The sequence below is a fragment of the Vibrio cyclitrophicus genome, assembly GCF_024347435.1.
Taxonomy (GTDB): Bacteria; Pseudomonadota; Gammaproteobacteria; order Enterobacterales; family Vibrionaceae; genus Vibrio; species Vibrio cyclitrophicus.
On sequence record NZ_AP025480.1, the window covers coordinates 58,333 to 83,519 of the forward strand.

12 protein-coding genes, 3 tRNA genes and 6 rRNA genes are annotated in these 25,187 nt (G+C 46.7%); 18 read left to right on the top strand and 3 right to left on the bottom strand.

Annotated features, from left to right (window positions below):
* Positions 1–77 precede the first annotated feature (77 nt).
* Entirely contained in the window at positions 78–992 is a 915-nt protein-coding gene (gene rarD / locus OCW38_RS00260; RefSeq protein ID WP_010440687.1) for an EamA family transporter RarD, read from the bottom strand.
* A gap of 179 nt (positions 993–1,171) precedes the next feature.
* Here rarD and recQ point away from each other — a divergent pair, with 179 nt between their 5' ends.
* The 3 genes from recQ to OCW38_RS00275 all read left to right on the top strand — a co-directional run bounded on the left by recQ (position 1,172) and on the right by OCW38_RS00275 (position 4,352).
* Positions 1,172–3,010 (top strand): ATP-dependent DNA helicase RecQ, encoded by a 1,839-nt coding sequence (gene recQ, locus OCW38_RS00265; protein ID WP_010440689.1) that lies wholly within the window; start codon positions 1,172–1,174, stop codon positions 3,008–3,010.
* Positions 3,011–3,090: 80 nt separating this feature from the next.
* Positions 3,091–3,402 (top strand): DUF3630 family protein, encoded by a 312-nt coding sequence (locus OCW38_RS00270; protein ID WP_010440691.1) that lies wholly within the window; start codon positions 3,091–3,093, stop codon positions 3,400–3,402.
* Positions 3,403–3,680: 278 nt separating this feature from the next.
* Positions 3,681–4,352 (top strand): 7-cyano-7-deazaguanine/7-aminomethyl-7-deazaguanine transporter, encoded by a 672-nt coding sequence (locus OCW38_RS00275; protein ID WP_102297791.1) that lies wholly within the window; start codon positions 3,681–3,683, stop codon positions 4,350–4,352.
* A 102-nt stretch (positions 4,353–4,454) separates the two neighbouring features.
* Here OCW38_RS00275 and gppA read toward each other — a convergent pair whose 3' ends face one another.
* Both gppA and rhlB read right to left on the bottom strand, forming a co-directional pair.
* Positions 4,455–5,948 (bottom strand): guanosine-5'-triphosphate,3'-diphosphate diphosphatase, encoded by a 1,494-nt coding sequence (gppA, locus tag OCW38_RS00280; RefSeq protein ID WP_261894740.1) that lies wholly within the window; start codon positions 5,946–5,948, stop codon positions 4,455–4,457.
* 6 nt (positions 5,949–5,954) lie between these two features.
* On the bottom strand, positions 5,955–7,265 hold the full coding sequence (rhlB, locus tag OCW38_RS00285; RefSeq protein ID WP_010440697.1) for an ATP-dependent RNA helicase RhlB: 1,311 nt from the start codon (positions 7,263–7,265) through the stop codon (positions 5,955–5,957).
* 111 nt (positions 7,266–7,376) lie between these two features.
* On the opposite strand from rhlB, the gene trxA reads away from it, so the two are divergent.
* The 15 genes from trxA (at position 7,377) to OCW38_RS00360 (ending at position 24,673) form a co-directional block, all read left to right on the top strand.
* Positions 7,377–7,703, top strand: a complete 327-nt coding sequence (gene trxA / locus OCW38_RS00290) for a thioredoxin TrxA (protein WP_010440700.1) — start codon at positions 7,377–7,379, stop codon at positions 7,701–7,703.
* A 202-nt stretch (positions 7,704–7,905) separates the two neighbouring features.
* Complete coding sequence (rho, locus tag OCW38_RS00295) at positions 7,906–9,165, top strand: transcription termination factor Rho (RefSeq protein WP_010440702.1); 1,260 nt, start codon at positions 7,906–7,908, stop codon at positions 9,163–9,165.
* Positions 9,166–9,275: 110 nt separating this feature from the next.
* Entirely contained in the window at positions 9,276–10,271 is a 996-nt protein-coding gene (locus OCW38_RS00300) for a hypothetical protein (RefSeq protein ID WP_010440704.1), read from the top strand.
* Positions 10,272–10,369: 98 nt separating this feature from the next.
* A complete protein-coding gene (ubiD, locus tag OCW38_RS00305; RefSeq protein WP_261894743.1) occupies positions 10,370–12,211 on the top strand; it encodes a 4-hydroxy-3-polyprenylbenzoate decarboxylase in 1,842 nt (613 codons plus the stop codon).
* Complete coding sequence (locus tag OCW38_RS00310; protein WP_016767813.1) at positions 12,208–12,477, top strand: 2Fe-2S iron-sulfur cluster-binding protein; 270 nt, start codon at positions 12,208–12,210, stop codon at positions 12,475–12,477. The genes ubiD and OCW38_RS00310 overlap by 4 nt, the downstream gene beginning before the upstream one ends.
* 20 nt (positions 12,478–12,497) lie before the next feature.
* Positions 12,498–13,211, top strand: a complete 714-nt coding sequence (gene fre / locus OCW38_RS00315) for an NAD(P)H-flavin reductase (RefSeq protein WP_010440710.1) — start codon at positions 12,498–12,500, stop codon at positions 13,209–13,211.
* Between the two features lie 552 nt (positions 13,212–13,763).
* A 16S ribosomal RNA gene (locus OCW38_RS00320) occupies positions 13,764–15,318 on the top strand.
* A gap of 388 nt (positions 15,319–15,706) precedes the next feature.
* Positions 15,707–18,600, top strand: a 23S ribosomal RNA gene (locus tag OCW38_RS00325).
* A gap of 100 nt (positions 18,601–18,700) precedes the next feature.
* Positions 18,701–18,816, top strand: a 5S ribosomal RNA gene (gene rrf / locus OCW38_RS00330).
* A gap of 440 nt (positions 18,817–19,256) precedes the next feature.
* Positions 19,257–20,811: ribosomal RNA gene (locus tag OCW38_RS00335) — 16S ribosomal RNA — on the top strand.
* A gap of 66 nt (positions 20,812–20,877) precedes the next feature.
* A tRNA-Ile gene (locus OCW38_RS00340) sits at positions 20,878–20,954 on the top strand.
* 14 nt (positions 20,955–20,968) lie between these two features.
* Positions 20,969–21,044: transfer RNA gene (locus tag OCW38_RS00345), tRNA-Ala, on the top strand.
* Positions 21,045–21,392: 348 nt separating this feature from the next.
* A 23S ribosomal RNA gene (locus OCW38_RS00350) occupies positions 21,393–24,286 on the top strand.
* 127 nt (positions 24,287–24,413) lie between these two features.
* Positions 24,414–24,529, top strand: a 5S ribosomal RNA gene (gene rrf, locus OCW38_RS00355).
* Together the 16S, 23S and 5S rRNA genes with 3 tRNA genes alongside form the textbook arrangement of a ribosomal RNA operon.
* Positions 24,530–24,596: 67 nt before the next feature.
* Positions 24,597–24,673 (top strand) — tRNA-Asp (locus tag OCW38_RS00360).
* Positions 24,674–25,187: the final 514 nt, after the last annotated feature.

Genomic DNA, 25,187 nt, shown 5'->3' on the forward strand with positions numbered 1-25,187 from the left:
ACAAAAAAGCTTGGTCAAATAGTCATCAATTCAACCAAGCTTATCTTCGTCACTCGCAGTTGTCTTGTAAAAAACGATCAGTTCTTTTGTTTAGCTTGTTTGTTCTTTTTGTTGTTACTCAAACCATCAAAGCTGAATACCACTAATGCCCCCCAAATAAAGGCAAAGGTAACAGCTTTGTCTGACGTAAAGGCTTCACCATAAATCAGCACGGCCAATAAGAACATTAAGCTTGGACCGATGTACTGGAAGAAACCCAGTGTCGATAGTTTTAATCGCGTAGCTGCACCCGTAAAACACAGTAAAGGGATGGTTGTAATCACACCAGCAGCAACCAGTAATAGGTTGAGCTGCATCGGGTTCATTGATAAGTCTGAGGTTGGACTATCGGCAATAAACAGTAAGTACGTTGCAGCGAGAGGCAACATTACTAGGGTTTCAATGAACAAACCTGTTTGTGCCTCTAAGCTAACTTTCTTACGTAGCAAGCCGTAGAAACCAAAACTAAAGGCTAATGCGATAGCGACAATAGGAATTGAGCCAAAGGCTATCAATTGGATAAGGACTCCGACAGCCGCTAGCGCAACCGCACACCACTGTAGTCTGCGTAAACGTTCGCCAAGGAACAGCATCCCAAGCAAGACGTTAATCAGTGGGTTGATGTAATACCCTAAGCTGGCATCGAGCATATGATTGGAATTAACCGCCCAGATAAAAATGAGCCAATTGGCACCCACCAAGATCGAAGTCGCCACCAAATAAAGCATTTTTGGTTTTGAGGTTAAGGTGTCACGAACCTTGCGCCAGCTGCGACCAATATGCAGTAAGAAAGCGAGTAGGAAAAAAGACCAAACTACACGGTGGCTAAGGATCTCTAGCGGGGAGACGTCACTTAAAGATTTGAAATATATAGGGGCGATCCCCCACATGGTGTAAGCGCCGACGGCAAGCAAGATTCCTTGGCGAGTACGTTGTTGTTCTTCAGGGGTCATACAACTTTCTCTAGCATTGAGTGCTTATTAATAAGATTTATAAGAGAGTTGGTCAGTATAGGAGCGTTAACCCTTTTCACCTAACAATTTGCGGTTTAATTCACCAGCGTTCCCCTCTACAATGTGCGCCTTGCTTGCGAATGATGCTGGCTGATTTTATACCTCGATTAGGAACCACAATGACCGCCACTCTGATTGCTGAGCAAATACCGACTCCCGCGAATGATGCGCAAAACATCTTACAAGATGTCTTTGGTTATCAAAGTTTTCGCGATGGTCAGCAAGAGGTCATCGATCTTGCCGTTGAAGGCAAAGATAGCTTGGTGATTATGCCAACTGGTGGCGGTAAGTCGCTGTGTTATCAAATTCCGGCCTTGGTTCGTGAAGGGTTAACTTTGGTTATCTCACCACTGATCTCGCTAATGAAAGACCAAGTTGACCAATTGAAGGCCAATGGCGTCGCTGCTGAGTGCATTAACTCGTCGATGCCAAGAGAAAAGCTAATCTCGGTGTTTAATCGCATGAACTCAGGCCAATTGAAAATGGTCTATGTTTCGCCAGAGCGGGTGTTGATGCGTGACTTTATCGAGCGTCTACAAGGGCTTCCTCTTTCAATGATCGCAGTCGATGAAGCGCACTGTATCTCTCAGTGGGGACACGACTTCCGCCCTGAATATGCATCATTGGGGCAACTTAAACAGTACTTCCCGCATGTACCTTATATGGCGCTAACGGCAACCGCTGACGATGCGACGCGCAAAGATATTATCTCGCGTTTGCAGTTGGTGGAGCCGCACACTTATTTAGGCAGCTTCGATCGTCCTAATATTCGTTACAACCTTGTAGAGAAACACAAGCCAGTGTCTCAGGTGGTTCGCTACCTAGAAACACAGAAAGGTAATTGCGGCATTATCTACTGTGGTAGCCGTAAAAAAGTGGAAATGGTGACCGAGAAGCTGTGCAATAACGGTCTTCGTGCGGCGGGTTATCATGCCGGAATGGACACTGATGAGCGTGCTTATGTGCAAGAGGCCTTCCAACGCGATGATATTCAGATCGTTGTGGCGACTGTGGCGTTTGGTATGGGTATCAATAAACCCAATGTACGCTTTGTGGTGCACTTTGATATTCCACGTAACATCGAATCTTACTATCAAGAGACTGGCCGTGCGGGTCGTGATGGCTTGCCTGCTGAAGCTATGATGCTGTTTGACCCTGCTGATATGGGGTGGCTGCGTCGCATGCTGGATGAGAAAGAAGAAGGCCCACAGAAACAAGTTGAAATGCACAAGCTGAACGCGATGAGTGCCTTTGCTGAAGCGCAAACTTGTCGTCGTCAGGTTCTGCTTAATTACTTTGGCGAATATCGTGAGAAGCAATGTGGTAACTGCGATATTTGCTTAGATCCACCAAAACACTTTGACGCGACCCAAGAAGCGCAAAAGGCGTTGTCTTGTGTGTACCGCGTAAATCAGTCATTTGGTATGGGTTACGTGGTTGAAGTGATGCGTGGTATGCAGAACATCCGTGTGCGCGATAATGGTCACGATAAGTTGTCTACTTACGGTATTGGTCGCGATCACAGCCACGACTACTGGATCAGTATCTTCCGTCAGTTAATTCACAAAGGCTTGTTGTTCCAGAACATCACTCGTAACTCGACTTTGCAGTTAACCGAAGAAGCACGCCCGCTGTTACGCGGTGAAATGTCTTTGGAGTTGGCAGTGCCTCGTTTGGATACCGCAGTTCGTAATGCTAAGTCCGATAAGTTAAGTAGCAAGAACTACGATAAGAAGCTGTTTGCCAAACTGCGTAAGCTGCGTAAGTCGATTGCTGATGAAGATGGCTTACCACCTTATGTTGTCTTCAGTGATGCGACCTTGATTGATATGGCCGAAATCCTACCCACATCTTACGGAGAGATGTTGGCAGTGAATGGTGTCGGTCAACGCAAACTCGATAAGTACGCTGATCCATTCTTAGATTTGATTCAAGAACACATTACCACCCACGGCTAATTGGCTGATTGCTAGTTTTCAGAAGCGTTTAGCTTATAAGAACGGTTAGTTCATAGAAAAAGAATAAGGTTGATAGGGACATGACAACAAACACAGAATTTGGCTTAAGAGAGTATTTAGCTGAGGAAGGGCGTTTATTGATTACGTCTCCAAGTTTTGATTTTGATTCTTACGAAGTGTTAGGTGAAAAGCTGGTGGCATTGCTGTCCGCTTCTGTTGTAGAAAAGCAATGGGACGCTGACATGCATTCTTGGTTGATCGATTTTGAAGACTGTCGAATGTTTTTAAAGTCTGAACATTACAGTGAATCAATCTGGTTTGAGTCGTTAAACGCTGAAGAAAGCCGAGAAGAGTTTGATTATCTCGCGACGCTTTTCAAGCGTGGCTTCTAACTTCAAGCGCATTTCTAATTTTAGGTATAGAACCTAAAAACCTCGCTTTAAAAAACATAGCTTTTAACGTCATTCGCCAATAAATGTGAGGATAAACGTTTGCGTCTATTCTCACCGTTGCAGCCAATATTGATTAATGTATAATCGCCCGCCGCTCAATAGAGCAATTTATAGATACATTTTTAATTCACATTATTGGTAAGAGCTTTCTTGGTTTATTCGAAGAAATGACTCGATTTGGGTTCCCTCACCCCCAAACCAAACTAAAAAGGTACAGCATGAGTAACTTTACCCTTGCGCAACAGCGCAAAGCCCTAGCACTATTAGTTTTGTTCCATTTGGTGATTATTGCGTCAAGCAACTATCTGGTTCAGCTACCTTTTACCGTCTTCGGTATGCACACCACTTGGGGTGCTTTCACTTTCCCGTTTATCTTCCTAGCGACCGACCTAACAGTACGCATTTTTGGCGCGCAGCTTGCTCGTAAAATCATTTTCTTAGTGATGTTGCCTGCACTAGCCGTTTCTTATTTATTGTCTGTGGTGTTCTTTGAAGGTTCATTCCAAGGCTTTAGCCAATTAGGTGAGTTCAACTTGTTTGTTGCACGTATCGCCGCGGCGAGCTTCATGGCTTATTTACTGGGTCAGATCTTGGATGTGCATGTTTTTAACCGCTTACGCCAAATGAAGCAGTGGTGGGTAGCCCCAACGTGTTCAACGCTATTTGGTAACGCGCTCGATACCATCGCGTTCTTTGCGATTGCTTTCTACCAAAGCCCAGATCCATTCATGGCTGAGCACTGGACTGAGATTGCATTGGTCGATTATGGCTTCAAGCTTATCATCAGCTTAGGTCTGTTCGTACCTATGTACGGTGTGCTACTTAATTACGTGGTTAAGAAGTTAACCGCAGTGAACCCTGACTTTAAAGCGACAGGTGTTAACGCTTAAGTTTGAGATTTGTAACGCAAAGCATTAATGCAGCGGTAAGAAAAAGCCCAAGTTAGTCAACTAACTTGGGCTTTTTTAATTTCTAGCGACAGATAATTAATATCACAGGCATTCTATATTGAGCGGCCAACCAATATCAGTTTGGCGGTTCGACTCAATTTCTAGCTCAGCAGCCGTAAGAGGGTTGGCCTCCAACCATTGCTTGGACAGATTTAATGTTAGCTTGTCATCTTGTGCTGTTAACTTCACTTGCGCGACAAGGTCAGGGTTACGGCGATGAGTTAGCAAAATGGCTAAGCGTAGAATACGTAAAATACGTTTGCTACTAGTACCTGATACGGCGTGTTGCTCTGGCAGTGATGTCAGTTGCTCACGGTAGCGACGTACGAGTTCACCGAGGTAGTGCTTCTGTGCACGTGTAAAACCAGGCAAATCCAAGTTTTGTAGTAAGTATGCGCTGTGTTCGCCACCTTTTTTTAAATCGATGGTTAAACCAATTTCGTGCAGTTTAGCTGCAGTTTGCAAAAGGATACCAGCTTGAGGTTCTGATACCCATTCCTCAGCGCCCGCTTGTTCAAATAGATATTGTGCTAACGATGCAACTTGCTCACCGTAAGTGACGTCCATTTGATAGCGAGACTGAACGCTAGCTACCGTACGAGCCCTAATATCTTCTTGGCGTAACTCGTCAACCATCTCATAAGCAAGGCCTTCACGGAGTGCACCGCCGGCGAGTGTCATTGAATCAATCTCAAGCAGCTCAAAAATAGCAATTAGAATCGATAGGCCACTCGGGAATACAAGTGCGCGTTCAAGGGTTAACCCTTCAATCTCTAGCTCTTCGAGTCGCTCTGCTGCCATTGCTTGTTTTTGTAGGCGTTTAAGCTTGGCGTGAGTGATGACCTCATCCATGCCTTGTGCCAACATGATTTCTTGCAAAGCTTGAACTGTGCCACTTGCACCAACACACACATCCCATCCTATATCCGTGTAGCTATCAAGGATTGGTGCCAGCGTAGATTTAGCCGCTTCAATGGCGTTGTCAAAGTTGGTTGCGGTTAATTGGCGATCTTTAAAATGACGCTCAAGCCAAGTAACACAGCCCATCTTCAGGCTAGTTAATGCTTTCGCTGAGAAGCCTTCACCGATGATCATCTCGGTACTCGCGCCACCAATGTCAACAACTAGTCGGCGACCACTGCCACCAGAAGTGTGTGCTACGCCTTTATAGATAGTCGCAGCTTCTTCTTCACCAGAGATAACATTGATATCGTAACCAAGGATCTGGTTCGCTTTCTCTAGAAAGATACCCACATTGGTCGCTGTACGCAGGGTCGCGGTACCTACAATGCGGATATTTTCTTTAGGAATGTCTTGCAGTCGCTCTGCAAAGAGACTCAAACAGTCCCAGCCTCGCTGCATCGCTTCTTTACTAAGTGCGTTATTTTCATCTAAGCCTGCGGCTAAACGAACTTTACGCTTAATCTTAGCCATGGTTTGCACGCTGCCATCGATATGGCGCACAACGAGCATATGAAAACTGTTCGACCCGAGGTCGATTGCAGCGTAAAGCGGGGATGACACTGTTTGGCTCATAAGCGACTAAGCTTCCTTGTTATGACGCGGTTGGCGTGGGCGACGGTTCTGGTTTGGTTTACGGTTACCGTTACGTGGACCATTGTTGTTTGAGCGACGTTGTTGCGGGTTACGTGTACGTAAACGCAATGGTGCCGGTAGATCTTCTAGTAGTGCAGAAGCATCGTAGTCAGACATTGGAATAGCGTGCTCGATGTATTCTTCGATTGGTGGCAAGTTGATTGCGTAATCTTCACAAGCAAAGCTGATCGAATGACCGCTTTCACCAGCACGACCTGTACGGCCGATACGGTGAACGTAATCTTCGCAATCGTCTGGCAGGTCAAAGTTGAATACGTGTGTTACTTGAGGAATGTGTAAGCCACGTGCTGCAACATCGGTTGCTACAAGTAGGTCAACATCACCTTTAGTGAACTGTTCAAGAATCTTTTCACGTTTCTTCTGTGGAACATCACCTGTTAGTAGACCAACACGATGACCATCGGCAGCCAAGTGACCCCAAACTGATTCACATTTGTGCTTCGTGTTAGCGAAGATGATTGCGCGATCTGGCCATTCTTCTTCGATTAACGTTTGTAGAAGGGCCATCTTATGTTCGTTAGAAGGGTAGAAAAGCTCTTCCTGAATGCGGTGACCTGTTTTGCGCTCTGGCTCAACAACAACATGCTCTGGGTTGTGCATGTGTTCGAACGCTAGCTCTTGTACGCGGTAAGACAGCGTCGCAGAGAACAGCATGTTCAGGCGATCTTTTGGCTCAGGCATACGGCGGAACAAGAAGCGGATGTCTTTGATGAAACCAAGATCGAACATGCGATCAGCTTCGTCAAGAACAACAGCTTGAATATGGTTAAGGTTAAATACCTTCTGCTTGTAGAAATCGATGATACGGCCAGTTGTACCAATTAAGATATCTGCGCCTTCTTCGATCTTACCTAGTTGCTTGTCGTAGCTTTCGCCACCGTAAGCAAGTGCTGCTTTGATACCTGTGCTTTCAACCAGAGAGTCAGCATCGTTGTAGATCTGAATCGCGAGTTCACGTGTTGGTGCCATAATAATCGCACGTGGCTGGTTAGGCTTGCGCCCTTCATGCTCAGGTGTTTTTAGCAGGTGATTAAAAGTAGCAGTAAGAAACGCAAGCGTTTTACCAGTACCCGTTTGGGCCTGGCCTGCAATGTCTTGGCCGGTGAGCAGTACCGGGAGCGCCAAGGCTTGGATAGGGGTACAGTAATCGAACCCTTTTTTCTCCAATCCTTCAATGACTTGCGGGAGTAAATCCAAGTCGGCGAACTTTTGCTCTGTGATATGCGTCTTTTTCATTGCTATAGAATATCAGCTTAAGCTTGCAATACGAAAGTAAATACATTCCAATAGGGCATCTATTTACTGGTTATCATCCAACCAGTTCTAAAAAATACATTGGAGTGGAAGATGAGTGATAAGATTTTGCAGCTAACTGATGACGGTTTTGATAACGATGTGATCAATGCTGCAGGCCCGGTTCTTGTTGATTTTTGGGCTGAATGGTGTGGTCCTTGTAAGATGATTGCTCCGATTCTTGATGAAATCGCAGACGAGTACGAAGGCAAGCTCACTATCGGTAAATTAAATATCGACCAAAACGCAGGAACTCCACCAAAATTTGGTATTCGCGGTATTCCAACGCTACTTCTTTTCAAAGATGGTGGCGTAGCAGCAACTAAAGTTGGTGCATTGTCTAAAACTCAACTTAAAGAGTTCCTAGACGCTAACCTTTAATTAGGTGAGCATTTGAAAAGAAACCGCGCAGTTAACAAATGCGCGGTTTTGTTTTTTCTAAGCTATGGACTAGTCTTAGTTTTAGTGCTAATTTATCGCACGTTAATTGAACGAATTTCTCTTCTTGGTCGATCCTGCGTGACCAAATCCTTCTTAACTTAAGAAAACAGATCCTATTTTGACTAAACAAACTTCCACCACTATGAATCTTACTGAACTGAAGAACAGACCAGTGTCTGAACTTGTTAAACTTAGCGAAAGCCTAGGTCTTGAAAATCAAGCTCGCTTAAGAAAACAAGACATTATCTTCTCCATCCTTAAAGCGCATGCAAAAAGTGGTGAAGACATCTTTGGTGATGGTGTTCTAGAAATTCTTCAAGACGGTTTTGGTTTCCTGCGTAGCGGCGACAGCTCATACCTTGCTGGGCCAGATGATATTTATGTATCACCAAGCCAGATTCGTCGTTTTAACCTTCGCACAGGTGATTCTATTGGCGGTAAAATCCGCCCACCTAAAGATGGCGAGCGTTACTTTGCACTACTTAAAGTAAACACGGTTAACTACGACAAGCCAGACAACGCACGTAACAAAATCCTTTTTGAAAACCTTACTCCTCTTCATGCCAACGAACGTATGGTGATGGAAGCTGGTAATGGTGCGACTGAAGATATCACAGCCCGAATCCTTGACCTTGCTTCACCAATTGGTAAAGGTCAGCGTGGTCTGATTGTTGCTCCGCCTAAAGCGGGTAAAACAATGCTGCTGCAAAATATCGCTCAAAGCATTGCTCGCAACCATCCAGAGTGTGAACTAATGGTTCTACTTATCGATGAGCGTCCAGAAGAAGTAACAGAAATGCAGCGCCTAGTTAAAGGTGAAGTAATTGCATCGACTTTCGATGAGCCAGCATCTCGCCACGTACAAGTAGCAGAAATGGTAATCGAGAAGGCGAAGCGCCTTGTTGAACACAAGAAAGACGTGGTTATCCTACTGGACTCAATCACTCGTCTCGCTCGTGCTTACAACACCGTGATTCCTTCATCTGGTAAAGTTCTTACTGGTGGTGTTGATGCGAATGCTCTACATCGTCCAAAGCGCTTCTTTGGTGCGGCACGTAACGTAGAAGAAGGCGGTAGCTTAACTATCATCGCAACAGCACTGGTTGATACTGGTTCTAAGATGGATGAAGTTATCTACGAAGAGTTCAAAGGTACAGGTAACATGGAACTGCACCTTAACCGTAAGATTGCGGAAAAACGCGTATTCCCAGCGATTGATTTCAACCGCTCTGGTACTCGTCGTGAAGAGCTTCTTACTAAGAACGATGAATTACAGAAGATGTGGATCCTGCGTAAGATTGTTCACCCAATGGGCGAAATCGACGCGATGGAATTCCTTATCGACAAGCTAGCAATGACTAAAACGAACGATGAGTTCTTTGACGCAATGCGCCGTCAGTAACCTTGACGGGTTTATAGTTATCAAAAAGCGCTGCCTTCGGGTGGCGCTTTTTATTTGCATTTTACAGCGCTAGCTTGCAGAATGACCAAAAGTGTTAAAAGGAAGTTAAAATGCAACATGGACTGTTGTCATCATTACTCCTGTCTACTTCACTGTTATTTTCACCGGTTGGTATGAGCTATGCCACCGAGATGTCTCCACTTACAGTTGAGTCTTGGCTTGAGAATGATCAAGTAAAACTGAAAACTGCTGAATTACTCGAGCTTGTTGTGCGTGATGAAGTCAATTCGTTACGTTTCGCGCTTGAGCGTCTGACATTTCCTCAGCAAGAGGTAGCTCGTTACCAACTTTTGAAGAAGATTGAGCAACAAAAAATTGCACTCACTCCTAAGATGTCTATCTTCATCGAGCAACAACTTGATCTCACGCCGACTTACCAAGTTTTAGAGCGTGGTGATGGATATGAGTTCACGGTACCTGCCTTTAATTACCCTTCGATTGCTAATCGATTAATCAAACAGTGGCACCAAGACCAAACAACATTGGTATTTGTGTTAGATGCAGAAAAACAAGAGCTCGACCTAAAAGAGTGGCTATCTGGCCCTGAGCATCAAGTTCAAACGCGAGAGGCTCTGTTAATAAGAGAGCTAGATAGTTTGTCACCTGAAGCGGTTGATTATCTGACTAAGCAACTCACCGCATCTTCTATTGTTAGTTGGTTACCTTCTACAGAGGTGGTGGTTCGGTTAGCGCAAGTCAGCGAAGACCCGGAGGTCTACAAGATTCTATGGCGAATGAAGGCCGATTATCATAGTCAAGCCGAACTAGTGCGCCTTGCTGAAACTAAACAAACGTTCGCGCTTGAACAGGTAATGGCGGCGACTAAGAATCCGCGCTTGAAAGATGAGGCGATAACTTTGCTTACCAAGGTTAATCCGTTATCAGAAGAAGTGAAGCAGTTCCTTGTCTCTCGGATGGCGATTGCCGATGAAGCGCCATTAGTCGCGCGTGAACTGGCCAAACAAGGTCACACTCGCTGGTTGCAAGACCTCGTCAATGATAACCCTCAGGTGAAGAGCTCTTTGATCGAGCAAGCATTACCGTAAAGTGGATTTTGCCTCTCAATAACCACATTAAAAAGGGGGATCTCAGCGTCACCCTTTTTGATATACTGAGCGCAGAATAATCAGCATGTAGAAGTCCTATGAGTTTTAAAGATTTACGTGATTTTATCGACCATCTTGAAAGTATTGGTCAGTTGAAACGCATTTCTCACCCTGTCGATCCAGACTACGAAATGACCGAGATTAGCGACCGTACTCTACGTGCTGGTGGCCCGGCTCTTTTGTTTGAAAATCCTGTAGGCTATGACATGCCTGTTTTGACTAACCTATTTGGTACACCTAACCGTGTGGCTATTGGTATGGGTCGTCAGGAAGTAAAAGAACTGCGTGAAGTGGGCAAGTTGCTTGCTTACCTAAAAGAGCCTGAGCCCCCAAAAGGCTTTAAAGACGCTCTTGATAAGCTGCCAGTGTTTAAGCAAGTCTTAAACATGCCGGCTAAACGCCTTCGCAAAGCGGCTTGCCAACAAGTGGTTTGGCAAGGTAATGAGGTCGACCTAGATAAAATTCCTGTGATGAGTTGCTGGGCCGACGATGTCGCGCCATTGCTAACATGGGGTTTAACGGTTACTCGTGGTCCAAATAAAAAACGCCAAAACTTAGGTATCTATCGCCAGCAAAAGATCGGTAAAAACAAAATCATCATGCGTTGGTTAGCCCATCGTGGTGGTGCGCTTGATCTACGCGATTGGATGGAAACCAACCCAGGTAAACCATTTCCGATATCTGTAGCATTTGGCGCAGACCCTGCCACCATTCTTGGCGCGGTGACACCAGTACCAGATACCTTATCGGAATACGCATTTGCAGGATTGCTGCGTGGTAGTAAAACTGAGGTCGTTAAATCAATCAGTAATAACCTAGAGGTACCAGCAAGTGCGGAAATCGTAATGGAAGGCTACATCGACCCGAATGAGTTCGCGGACGAAGGCCCATACGGAGACCACACGGGTTACTACAACGAGAAAGAAAAGCACCACGTATTTACGATTACTCATGTAACCATGCGCGAGAACCCTATTTATCACAGCACGTATACTGGCCGTCCGCCTGATGAGCCAGCGGTATTGGGTGTTGCACTAAATGAAGTGTTTGTTCCTATTCTTCAAAAGCAGTTCCCTGAGATCGAAGATTTCTACCTGCCGCCTGAAGGTTGTTCGTACCGAATGGCGGTAGTGACAATGAAGAAGCAATACCCAGGTCACGCTAAGCGAGTGATGATGGGTGTATGGTCTTTCTTGCGTCAATTCATGTACACCAAATTTGTATTGGTGTGCGATGAGGATGTGAACGCACGTGATTGGTCTCAAGTAACCGCTGCGATGTGTAAATATATGGATCCGTCACGCGATAGCTTGATGATAGAGAACACACCGATCGACTCGTTAGATTTTGCGTCTCCAGTGGTTGGATTGGGTTCTAAGATGGGCTTAGACATCACCAAGAAGTGGGATGCGGAGTTAGCATTATCGCCAGACGTTGAATCTGCGCCTGTAAGTAGTGAACATATCGAAGGTAGCCTGGCTGAGTTAACTAAGGCTCACCCTGAAATTATTGATATTCATCTACAGAACGACAACGCCAGCATGGTTGTCGTGTCTATTGATAAGCAAGCTGCAGGTAACGGTAAGAAAATCATGGAAGCGGTTTGGTCTCAATTTGATGAGAATAAATTTGTTATCGTGTGTGATGGTGATGTCAACGTGAGTGATTGGAATGACATCATTTGGGCGGTGACCACAAGAATGGACCCGGCCAGAGATACATTGTTCCTACAGAATGAAACTGGACACTCAAAAATGGGTCTAGATGCGACTAATAAATGGGAAGGTGAATGCCTTCGTGAGTGGGGGGTGCCAATTACAAAAGATCCTGGGCTCGTCAAAAAGATTGATAGCATTTGGGAACAGCTAGGAATTTCATGAGCTACCAAGTAGTCTTATATCCAGAAAACATCAGTTTCACAGTAGGAAAAGGGCAAACGATCTTGGATGCTGCGCTCAACAGCAATATCAATTTCCCGAATCGTTGCCAAGTTGGCGCATGCGCGATGTGTATGTGCAAAAAATTAGAAGGCCAAGTGAGTTACCACCTTGAACCCATGCTCACAGAGAAAGAGCAGTTACAAGGTTGGATTTTTGCTTGCCAAGCATTTGCAGAAAGTAATTTAGTTCTAACCTTTGCCGATTAAGGGTTAGTGAGAGGAAGAACATGACTATTAAATGTAAAGTGAAATCTATCGAGCCTTTGGCTTGTAACACTTACCAAATCCTACTTCACCCAGAAACACCGGTCGCTTTTAAAGCGGGACAATACTTGATGGTTGAAATGGGTGAAAAAGACAAGCGCCCATTTTCGATTGCAAGTAGCCCTTGTCGCCATGAAGGCGAGCTTGAGTTACACATTGGTGCTGCTGAGCACAATGCTTACGCGTTAGAAGTTGTTGAGGCGATGAAAAAAGCACAATCTGAAGATGGTGATATTGCTATTGATGCTCCTCACGGTAACGCGTGGGTTAAAGAAGAAAGCGAACGTCCTCTATTATTGATTGCTGGTGGTACTGGTTTCAGCTATGTACGTTCGATTCTTGATCACTGTATTGCACAAAACAGCAAGAAAGAGATTCACTTATACTGGGGCGCAAAAGATGAGTGCCAGTTATATGCGAAAGAAGAGTTAGTCGATATTGCAGAAAAACATAGCAACGTACACTTTGTACCTGTTGTAGAACAAGCTCCTGAGGTTTGGCATGGTCAAACAGGTAATGTGCTTGAAGCTATTACGCAAAGCTTCGAATCATTAGCTGATTTCGATATCTATATTGCAGGCCGTTTTGAAATGGCGGGTGCAGCAAGAGACTTATTTACTCAAAACAAAGACGCAAAGCGCGACCATATGTACGCTGATGCTTACGCGTTTATCTAACAATACCTTTAGATTTTGAGTAAAAAGAGAGCAGAAATGCTCTCTTTTTTACGTTTAGGTGAACTATTAGGCAGTTAACCCCTATTTATTAATTTTTTATGAAAAAGTAGTTGCTAAGCTGAGAGGGTTCCCTATAATGCGACACCACTGAGACGGCAGACGCCACAAGGCTTCAGCAAGAATCAGTAAGACGGAAAGCGACAAAAAATTAATTTTCAAAAAGTGTTTGACACTGAATGTTAATTCGCTAGAATGGCCGTCCACTTCGAGAGGCACCTTACTTAAAAGGAGCGCTTGAGAAGTAAAGCTCTTTAACAATTTAAACCTATCAATCTGTGTGGGCACTCGTTGATGAATATCAAAACGTTTTATCCTTTTGGATAAAACAGTTACTTCGGTAACAAACTTGATTTCAATGAACTGAGTGACCAATACGTTTAACTACTTGTAGTTATTCGGCACAGTCAATTCATTACCATTCTGTTGGAATGGTAATAGCTTTAAAATTACATAGTAGTTTTGAAGTCAGTATTCGTTGAGTCACAAAATCTTAAATTGAAGAGTTTGATCATGGCTCAGATTGAACGCTGGCGGCAGGCCTAACACATGCAAGTCGAGCGGAAACGACACTAACAATCCTTCGGGTGCGTTAATGGGCGTCGAGCGGCGGACGGGTGAGTAATGCCTAGGAAATTGCCTTGATGTGGGGGATAACCATTGGAAACGATGGCTAATACCGCATGATGCCTACGGGCCAAAGAGGGGGACCTTCGGGCCTCTCGCGTCAAGATATGCCTAGGTGGGATTAGCTAGTTGGTGAGGTAATGGCTCACCAAGGCGACGATCCCTAGCTGGTCTGAGAGGATGATCAGCCACACTGGAACTGAGACACGGTCCAGACTCCTACGGGAGGCAGCAGTGGGGAATATTGCACAATGGGCGAAAGCCTGATGCAGCCATGCCGCGTGTATGAAGAAGGCCTTCGGGTTGTAAAGTACTTTCAGTTGTGAGGAAGGGTGTGTAGTTAATAGCTGCGCATCTTGACGTTAGCAACAGAAGAAGCACCGGCTAACTCCGTGCCAGCAGCCGCGGTAATACGGAGGGTGCGAGCGTTAATCGGAATTACTGGGCGTAAAGCGCATGCAGGTGGTTCATTAAGTCAGATGTGAAAGCCCGGGGCTCAACCTCGGAACTGCATTTGAAACTGGTGAACTAGAGTACTGTAGAGGGGGGTAGAATTTCAGGTGTAGCGGTGAAATGCGTAGAGATCTGAAGGAATACCAGTGGCGAAGGCGGCCCCCTGGACAGATACTGACACTCAGATGCGAAAGCGTGGGGAGCAAACAGGATTAGATACCCTGGTAGTCCACGCCGTAAACGATGTCTACTTGGAGGTTGTGGCCTTGAGCCGTGGCTTTCGGAGCTAACGCGTTAAGTAGACCGCCTGGGGAGTACGGTCGCAAGATTAAAACTCAAATGAATTGACGGGGGCCCGCACAAGCGGTGGAGCATGTGGTTTAATTCGATGCAACGCGAAGAACCTTACCTACTCTTGACATCCAGAGAAGCCAGCGGAGACGCAGGTGTGCCTTCGGGAGCTCTGAGACAGGTGCTGCATGGCTGTCGTCAGCTCGTGTTGTGAAATGTTGGGTTAAGTCCCGCAACGAGCGCAACCCTTATCCTTGTTTGCCAGCGAGTCATGTCGGGAACTCCAGGGAGACTGCCGGTGATAAACCGGAGGAAGGTGGGGACGACGTCAAGTCATCATGGCCCTTACGAGTAGGGCTACACACGTGCTACAATGGCGCATACAGAGGGCAGCAAGCTAGCGATAGTGAGCGAATCCCAAAAAGTGCGTCGTAGTCCGGATTGGAGTCTGCAACTCGACTCCATGAAGTCGGAATCGCTAGTAATCGTGAATCAGAATGTCACGGTGAATACGTTCCCGGGCCTTGTACACACCGCCCGTCACACCATGGGAGTGGGCTGCAAAAGAAGTGGGTAGTTTAACCTTTCGGGGAGGACGCTCACCACTTTGTGGTTCATGACTGGGGTGAAGTCGTAACAAGGTAGCCCTAGGGGAACCTGGGGCTGGATCACCTCCTTATACGAAGATACTTACGATGAGTGTCCACACAGATTGATGGTTTAGATTTAGTTAAAGCCAGAGCTTTAATTAATAACGTAAGTTATTGATTAAAGCTTTTTGCTTTATGCTCTTTAACAATTTGGAAAGCTGACTGATTGATTTACTTACGAGTAATTCAATCAAATTTAAAAGTTCTCAATGTTTATCTTTCATTAGATAAACACAACAAACACATTCAAGTGTCTTGTATTCGATTCAAACTTGTTTGAATCACAATTGAGTCCGGCAAACAGTTATCAAGAATTAACCCTTCTTGATGACAACCAAAAACCTTGGTTAGTTGCCATACGCTTATTTGTCTTCATTTTTTAAAGTGAAAGCAAATAGAAACCCTTTCGGGTTGTATGGTTAAGTGACTAAGCGTACACGGTGGATGCCTTGGCAGTCAGAGGCGATGAAAGGCGTAATAACTTGCGATAAGCCCAGATTAGGTAGTAATAACCTTTTGAGTCTGGGATTCCTGAATGGGGAAACCCACTTACATAAGTAAGTATCCTGTTGTGAATACATAGCAACAGGAGGCAAACCGGGGGAACTGAAACATCTAAGTACCCCGAGGAAGAGAAATCAACCGAGATTCCGAAAGTAGCGGCGAGCGAAATTGGATTAGCCCTTAAGCTTTTAATGATGCAGGTGAAGAGTCTGGAAAGTCTCGCAACAAAGGGTGATAGCCCCGTAACCGACACATCATAATCAGTGAAAACGAGTAGGGCGGGACACGTGATATCCTGTCTGAATATGGGGGGACCATCCTCCAAGGCTAAATACTACTGACTGACCGATAGTGAACCAGTACCGTGAGGGAAAGGCGAAAAGAACCCCTGTGAGGGGAGTGAAATAGAACCTGAAACCGTGTACGTACAAGCAGTAGGAGCACCTTCGTGGTGTGACTGCGTACCTTTTGTATAATGGGTCAGCGACTTAATTTTAGTAGCAAGGTTAACCGTTTAGGGGAGCCGTAGGGAAACCGAGTCTTAACTGGGCGTACAGTTGCTAGGATTAGACCCGAAACCAGGTGATCTAGCCATGGGCAGGTTGAAGGTTGAGTAACATCAACTGGAGGACCGAACCGACTAATGTTGAAAAATTAGCGGATGACTTGTGGCTAGGGGTGAAAGGCCAATCAAACCTGGAGATAGCTGGTTCTCCCCGAAAGCTATTTAGGTAGCGCCTCGGACGAATACTACTGGGGGTAGAGCACTGTTAAGGCTAGGGGGTCATCCCGACTTACCAACCCTTTGCAAACTCCGAATACCAGTAAGTACTATCCGGGAGACACACGGCGGGTGCTAACGTCCGTCGTGGAGAGGGAAACAACCCAGACCGCCAGCTAAGGTCCCAAAGTATAGCTAAGTGGGAAACGATGTGGGAAGGCTCAGACAGCCAGGATGTTGGCTTAGAAGCAGCCATCATTTAAAGAAAGCGTAATAGCTCACTGGTCGAGTCGGCCTGCGCGGAAGATGTAACGGGGCTAAGCTATACACCGAAGCTGCGGCTACGTACCTTAGGGTATGTGGGGTAGGGGAGCGTTCTGTAAGCCGTTGAAGGTGGTCTGTAAGGGCTGCTGGAGGTATCAGAAGTGCGAATGCTGACATGAGTAACGATAAAGGGAGTGAAAAACTCCCTCGCCGGAAGACCAAGGGTTCCTGTCCAACGTTAATCGGGGCAGGGTAAGTCGACTCCTAAGGCGAGGCCGAAAGGCGTAGTCGATGGGAAACGGGTTAATATTCCCGTACTTCTTACAATTGCGATGGGGGGACGGAGAAGGCTAGGTGGGCCTGGCGACGGTTGTCCAGGTTCAAGTATGTAGGCGGGTGGTTTAGGTAAATCCGGACCGCTACTAACGCTGAGATACGATGTCGAGCTACTACGGTAGTGAAGTCATTGATGCCATGCTTCCAGGAAAAGCCTCTAAGCTTCAGATTGTAAGGAATCGTACCCCAAACCGACACAGGTGGTCGGGTAGAGAATACCAAGGCGCTTGAGAGAACTCGGGTGAAGGAACTAGGCAAAATGGTACCGTAACTTCGGGAGAAGGTACGCTCTTATCAGTGAAGTCCCTTGCGGATGGAGCAGACGAGAGTCGCAGATACCAGGTGGCTGCAACTGTTTATTAAAAACACAGCACTGTGCAAAATCGTAAGATGACGTATACGGTGTGACGCCTGCCCGGTGCCGGAAGGTTAATTGATGGGGTTAGACTTCGGTCGAAGCTCTTGATCGAAGCCCCGGTAAACGGCGGCCGTAACTATAACGGTCCTAAGGTAGCGAAATTCCTTGTCGGGTAAGTTCCGACCTGCACGAATGGCGTAATGATGGCCACGCTGTCTCCACCCGAGACTCAGTGAAATTGAAATCGCTGTGAAGATGCAGTGTACCCGCGGCTAGACGGAAAGACCCCGTGAACCTTTACTACAGCTTGGCACTGAACATTGAACCTACATGTGTAGGATAGGTGGGAGACTATGAAATTGCGTCGCTAGATGTGATGGAGTCGTCCTTGAAATACCACCCTTGTAGTTTTGATGTTCTAACGTTGGTCCCTGAATCGGGATTACGGACAGTGCCTGGTGGGTAGTTTGACTGGGGCGGTCTCCTCCCAAAGAGTAACGGAGGAGCACGAAGGTGGGCTAAACACGGTTGGACATCGTGTGGTTAGTGCAATGGCATAAGCCCGCTTGACTGCGAGAATGACAATTCGAGCAGGTGCGAAAGCAGGTCATAGTGATCCGGTGGTTCTGAATGGAAGGGCCATCGCTCAACGGATAAAAGGTACTCCGGGGATAACAGGCTGATACCGCCCAAGAGTTCATATCGACGGCGGTGTTTGGCACCTCGATGTCGGCTCATCACATCCTGGGGCTGAAGTCGGTCCCAAGGGTATGGCTGTTCGCCATTTAAAGTGGTACGCGAGCTGGGTTTAGAACGTCGTGAGACAGTTCGGTCCCTATCTGCCGTGGGCGTTGGAAAATTGAAAGGGGCTGCTCCTAGTACGAGAGGACCGGAGTGGACGAACCTCTGGTGTTCGGGTTGTCATGCCAATGGCATTGCCCGGTAGCTAAGTTCGGAATCGATAACCGCTGAAAGCATCTAAGCGGGAAGCGAGCCTTGAGATGAGTTTTCCCTGGCACTATAAGTGTCCTAAAGGGTTGTCGTAGACTACGACGTTGATAGGCAGGGTGTGTAAGTGCTGCGAGGCATTGAGCTAACCTGTACTAATTGCCCGTGAGGCTTAACCATACAACACCCAAGGGGTTTTGTGGACTCAAAGAAAGACAGACCTTGAATGCGTTTGAAGAGACATAACTTTTAAATACAGTTTTCCGAATTTTAAAATTTGCTTGGCGACCATAGCATTGTGGACCCACCTGATTCCATGCCGAACTCAGAAGTGAAACACAATAGCGCCGATGGTAGTGTGGGGCTTCCCCATGTGAGAGTAGGACATCGCCAGGCTTTAATTTCGACTTTGTCTATTTAATAGACAAGTCACCATAGAGTTCTAAGTTTTCTTAGTATTTTATGTTGACTTTCAAAGTGGAAAGCGTATTATACGCGTCCTGCTTAAGTGCTAAGGCACTGAAAGCGTTCTCTTTTTAGAGAACAAGCTCTTTAACAATTTAAACCTATCAATCTGTGTGGGCACTCGTTGATGAATATCAAAACGTTTTATCCTTTGGATAAAACAGTTACTTCGGTAACACAATGATTTCAATGAACTGAGTGACCAATACGTTTAACTACTTTCTCTTGTAGAAAGAAATTATTCGGCACAGTCAATTCATTACCATTCTGTTGGAATGGTAATAGCTTTAGAATTACATGTTCATCAATCTTTTTCGAAAGAGCAATGAATATTAGTTTTGAAGTCAGTATTCGTTGAGTCACAAAATCTTAAATTGAAGAGTTTGATCATGGCTCAGATTGAACGCTGGCGGCAGGCCTAACACATGCAAGTCGAGCGGAAACGACACTAACAATCCTTCGGGTGCGTTAATGGGCGTCGAGCGGCGGACGGGTGAGTAATGCCTAGGAAATTGCCTTGATGTGGGGGATAACCATTGGAAACGATGGCTAATACCGCATGATGCCTACGGGCCAAAGAGGGGGACCTTCGGGCCTCTCGCGTCAAGATATGCCTAGGTGGGATTAGCTAGTTGGTGAGGTAATGGCTCACCAAGGCGACGATCCCTAGCTGGTCTGAGAGGATGATCAGCCACACTGGAACTGAGACACGGTCCAGACTCCTACGGGAGGCAGCAGTGGGGAATATTGCACAATGGGCGAAAGCCTGATGCAGCCATGCCGCGTGTATGAAGAAGGCCTTCGGGTTGTAAAGTACTTTCAGTTGTGAGGAAGGGTGTGTAGTTAATAGCTGCGCATCTTGACGTTAGCAACAGAAGAAGCACCGGCTAACTCCGTGCCAGCAGCCGCGGTAATACGGAGGGTGCGAGCGTTAATCGGAATTACTGGGCGTAAAGCGCATGCAGGTGGTTCATTAAGTCAGATGTGAAAGCCCGGGGCTCAACCTCGGAACTGCATTTGAAACTGGTGAACTAGAGTACTGTAGAGGGGGGTAGAATTTCAGGTGTAGCGGTGAAATGCGTAGAGATCTGAAGGAATACCAGTGGCGAAGGCGGCCCCCTGGACAGATACTGACACTCAGATGCGAAAGCGTGGGGAGCAAACAGGATTAGATACCCTGGTAGTCCACGCCGTAAACGATGTCTACTTGGAGGTTGTGGCCTTGAGCCGTGGCTTTCGGAGCTAACGCGTTAAGTAGACCGCCTGGGGAGTACGGTCGCAAGATTAAAACTCAAATGAATTGACGGGGGCCCGCACAAGCGGTGGAGCATGTGGTTTAATTCGATGCAACGCGAAGAACCTTACCTACTCTTGACATCCAGAGAAGCCAGCGGAGACGCAGGTGTGCCTTCGGGAGCTCTGAGACAGGTGCTGCATGGCTGTCGTCAGCTCGTGTTGTGAAATGTTGGGTTAAGTCCCGCAACGAGCGCAACCCTTATCCTTGTTTGCCAGCGAGTCATGTCGGGAACTCCAGGGAGACTGCCGGTGATAAACCGGAGGAAGGTGGGGACGACGTCAAGTCATCATGGCCCTTACGAGTAGGGCTACACACGTGCTACAATGGCGCATACAGAGGGCAGCAAGCTAGCGATAGTGAGCGAATCCCAAAAAGTGCGTCGTAGTCCGGATTGGAGTCTGCAACTCGACTCCATGAAGTCGGAATCGCTAGTAATCGTGAATCAGAATGTCACGGTGAATACGTTCCCGGGCCTTGTACACACCGCCCGTCACACCATGGGAGTGGGCTGCAAAAGAAGTGGGTAGTTTAACCTTTCGGGGAGGACGCTCACCACTTTGTGGTTCATGACTGGGGTGAAGTCGTAACAAGGTAGCCCTAGGGGAACCTGGGGCTGGATCACCTCCTTATACGAAGATACCACGATGAGTGTCCACACAGATTGATTAGGTTTAGAAAAGTTAAGAGACGATATTGGGTCTGTAGCTCAGCTGGTTAGAGCGCTCGCCTGATAAGCGGGAGGTCGGTGGTTCAAGTCCACTCAGACCCACCAATATCGACCTAGATGGGGCTATAGCTCAGCTGGGAGAGCGCCTGCCTTGCACGCAGGAGGTCTGCGGTTCGATCCCGCATAGCTCCACCATCTTTAAGTATTCTCTTAAGAGAGTCTTTAAAAATGGTTCATTTTATTGAATCAAGCTCTTTAACAATTTGGAAAGCTGACTGATTGATTACTTACGAGTAATTCAATCAAATTTAAAAGTTCTCAATGTTTATCTGCTCTTATTTAATAAGAACGGTATAAACACAACAAACACATTCAAGTGTCTTGTATTCGATTCAAACTTGTTTGAATCACAATTGAGTCCGGCAAACAGTTATCAAGAATTAACCCTTCTTGATGACAACCAAAAACCTTGGTTAGTTGCCATACGCTTATTTGTCTTCATTTTTTAAAGTGAAAGCAAATAGAAACCCTTTCGGGTTGTATGGTTAAGTGACTAAGCGTACACGGTGGATGCCTTGGCAGTCAGAGGCGATGAAAGGCGTAATAACTTGCGATAAGCCCAGATTAGGTAGTAATAACCTTTTGAGTCTGGGATTCCTGAATGGGGAAACCCACGTGCATAAGCACGTATCCTGTTGTGAATACATAGCAACAGGAGGCAAACCGGGGGAACTGAAACATCTAAGTACCCCGAGGAAGAGAAATCAACCGAGATTCCGAAAGTAGCGGCGAGCGAAATTGGATTAGCCCTTAAGCTTTTAATGATGCAGGTGAAGAGTCTGGAAAGTCTCGCAACAAAGGGTGATAGCCCCGTAACCGACACATCATAATCAGTGAAAACGAGTAGGGCGGGACACGTGATATCCTGTCTGAATATGGGGGGACCATCCTCCAAGGCTAAATACTACTGACTGACCGATAGTGAACCAGTACCGTGAGGGAAAGGCGAAAAGAACCCCTGTGAGGGGAGTGAAATAGAACCTGAAACCGTGTACGTACAAGCAGTAGGAGCACCTTCGTGGTGTGACTGCGTACCTTTTGTATAATGGGTCAGCGACTTAATTTTAGTAGCAAGGTTAACCGTTTAGGGGAGCCGTAGGGAAACCGAGTCTTAACTGGGCGTACAGTTGCTAGGATTAGACCCGAAACCAGGTGATCTAGCCATGGGCAGGTTGAAGGTTGAGTAACATCAACTGGAGGACCGAACCGACTAATGTTGAAAAATTAGCGGATGACTTGTGGCTAGGGGTGAAAGGCCAATCAAACCTGGAGATAGCTGGTTCTCCCCGAAAGCTATTTAGGTAGCGCCTCGGACGAATACTACTGGGGGTAGAGCACTGTTAAGGCTAGGGGGTCATCCCGACTTACCAACCCTTTGCAAACTCCGAATACCAGTAAGTACTATCCGGGAGACACACGGCGGGTGCTAACGTCCGTCGTGGAGAGGGAAACAACCCAGACCGCCAGCTAAGGTCCCAAAGTATAGCTAAGTGGGAAACGATGTGGGAAGGCTCAGACAGCCAGGATGTTGGCTTAGAAGCAGCCATCATTTAAAGAAAGCGTAATAGCTCACTGGTCGAGTCGGCCTGCGCGGAAGATGTAACGGGGCTAAGCTATACACCGAAGCTGCGGCTACGTACCTTAGGGTATGTGGGGTAGGGGAGCGTTCTGTAAGCCGTTGAAGGTGGTCTGTAAGGGCTGCTGGAGGTATCAGAAGTGCGAATGCTGACATGAGTAACGATAAAGGGAGTGAAAAACTCCCTCGCCGGAAGACCAAGGGTTCCTGTCCAACGTTAATCGGGGCAGGGTAAGTCGACTCCTAAGGCGAGGCCGAAAGGCGTAGTCGATGGGAAACGGGTTAATATTCCCGTACTTCTTACAATTGCGATGGGGGGACGGAGAAGGCTAGGTGGGCCTGGCGACGGTTGTCCAGGTTCAAGTATGTAGGCGGGTGGTTTAGGTAAATCCGGACCGCTACTAACGCTGAGATACGATGTCGAGCTACTACGGTAGTGAAGTCATTGATGCCATGCTTCCAGGAAAAGCCTCTAAGCTTCAGATTGTAAGGAATCGTACCCCAAACCGACACAGGTGGTCGGGTAGAGAATACCAAGGCGCTTGAGAGAACTCGGGTGAAGGAACTAGGCAAAATGGTACCGTAACTTCGGGAGAAGGTACGCTCTTATCAGTGAAGTCCCTTGCGGATGGAGCAGACGAGAGTCGCAGATACCAGGTGGCTGCAACTGTTTATTAAAAACACAGCACTGTGCAAAATCGTAAGATGACGTATACGGTGTGACGCCTGCCCGGTGCCGGAAGGTTAATTGATGGGGTTAGACTTCGGTCGAAGCTCTTGATCGAAGCCCCGGTAAACGGCGGCCGTAACTATAACGGTCCTAAGGTAGCGAAATTCCTTGTCGGGTAAGTTCCGACCTGCACGAATGGCGTAATGATGGCCACGCTGTCTCCACCCGAGACTCAGTGAAATTGAAATCGCTGTGAAGATGCAGTGTACCCGCGGCTAGACGGAAAGACCCCGTGAACCTTTACTACAGCTTGGCACTGAACATTGAACCTACATGTGTAGGATAGGTGGGAGACTATGAAATTGCGTCGCTAGATGTGATGGAGTCGTCCTTGAAATACCACCCTTGTAGTTTTGATGTTCTAACGTTGGTCCCTGAATCGGGATTACGGACAGTGCCTGGTGGGTAGTTTGACTGGGGCGGTCTCCTCCCAAAGAGTAACGGAGGAGCACGAAGGTGGGCTAAACACGGTTGGACATCGTGTGGTTAGTGCAATGGCATAAGCCCGCTTGACTGCGAGAATGACAATTCGAGCAGGTGCGAAAGCAGGTCATAGTGATCCGGTGGTTCTGAATGGAAGGGCCATCGCTCAACGGATAAAAGGTACTCCGGGGATAACAGGCTGATACCGCCCAAGAGTTCATATCGACGGCGGTGTTTGGCACCTCGATGTCGGCTCATCACATCCTGGGGCTGAAGTCGGTCCCAAGGGTATGGCTGTTCGCCATTTAAAGTGGTACGCGAGCTGGGTTTAGAACGTCGTGAGACAGTTCGGTCCCTATCTGCCGTGGGCGTTGGAAAATTGAAAGGGGCTGCTCCTAGTACGAGAGGACCGGAGTGGACGAACCTCTGGTGTTCGGGTTGTCATGCCAATGGCATTGCCCGGTAGCTAAGTTCGGAATCGATAACCGCTGAAAGCATCTAAGCGGGAAGCGAGCCTTGAGATGAGTTTTCCCTGGCACTATAAGTGTCCTAAAGGGTTGTCGTAGACTACGACGTTGATAGGCAGGGTGTGTAAGTGCTGCGAGGCATTGAGCTAACCTGTACTAATTGCCCGTGAGGCTTAACCATACAACACCCAAGGGGTTTTGTGGACTCAATAGAAAGACAGACCTTGAATGCGTTTGAAGAGACATAACTTTTAAATCAGTTTTCCGAATTATTAATTGTCGCTAACGCGTCAATTAAACAAAATTTGCTTGGCGACCATAGCATTGTGGACCCACCTGATTCCATGCCGAACTCAGAAGTGAAACACAATAGCGCCGATGGTAGTGTGGGGCTTCCCCATGTGAGAGTAGGACATCGCCAGGCTTTAAATTAAATCTTTAGGTTGACCAACCTGGAGATATGGACGCTCACTTAGTGAGTTGACCACTGCGGAGTGGTAGTTCAGTTGGTTAGAATACCGGCCTGTCACGCCGGGGGTCGCGGGTTCGAGTCCCGTCCACTCCGCCACTTATTAGAAAGCCCTGCTAGTAATAGCAGGGCTTTTTTACATTTGAAGAAAGTGTTTTGCTTTTAGATTGTATGGGTGCGGTAAAGGCATCGAGCCCCTGCACTTAACGCTATGCCGGCACATATTAGAAAGCCTAGTCTGACGACTAGGCTTTCGTCGTTTACGACGTATGAGTTTGAATATTCGTTTCCGAGTTCTGTCGAAGTGTTGTTCGCTGATCATGACCTTTCATTGGTTAACCTTTCAGAGTGTCTAAGAACGGCTTACTTATTATTAAGCTGAGCGTCGATAAAAATAACAAGCTTTTAACGTTCTATAGCTGGATATGGATAGTTACTTAATGGCTAACTTACCGTGGTTTGAATTTACTGGTAAATATCTTTAAACATCTTCTGTTACTCTCGAAATGAACGTCATTCACTGTGGGGGTATAGGTATCACTTCATCAACTAAGCTTCTTGAATCTCTTTTAAAGAGCTTGCTCAAAAAAACCGAGACACAGCTAAAGTAGCT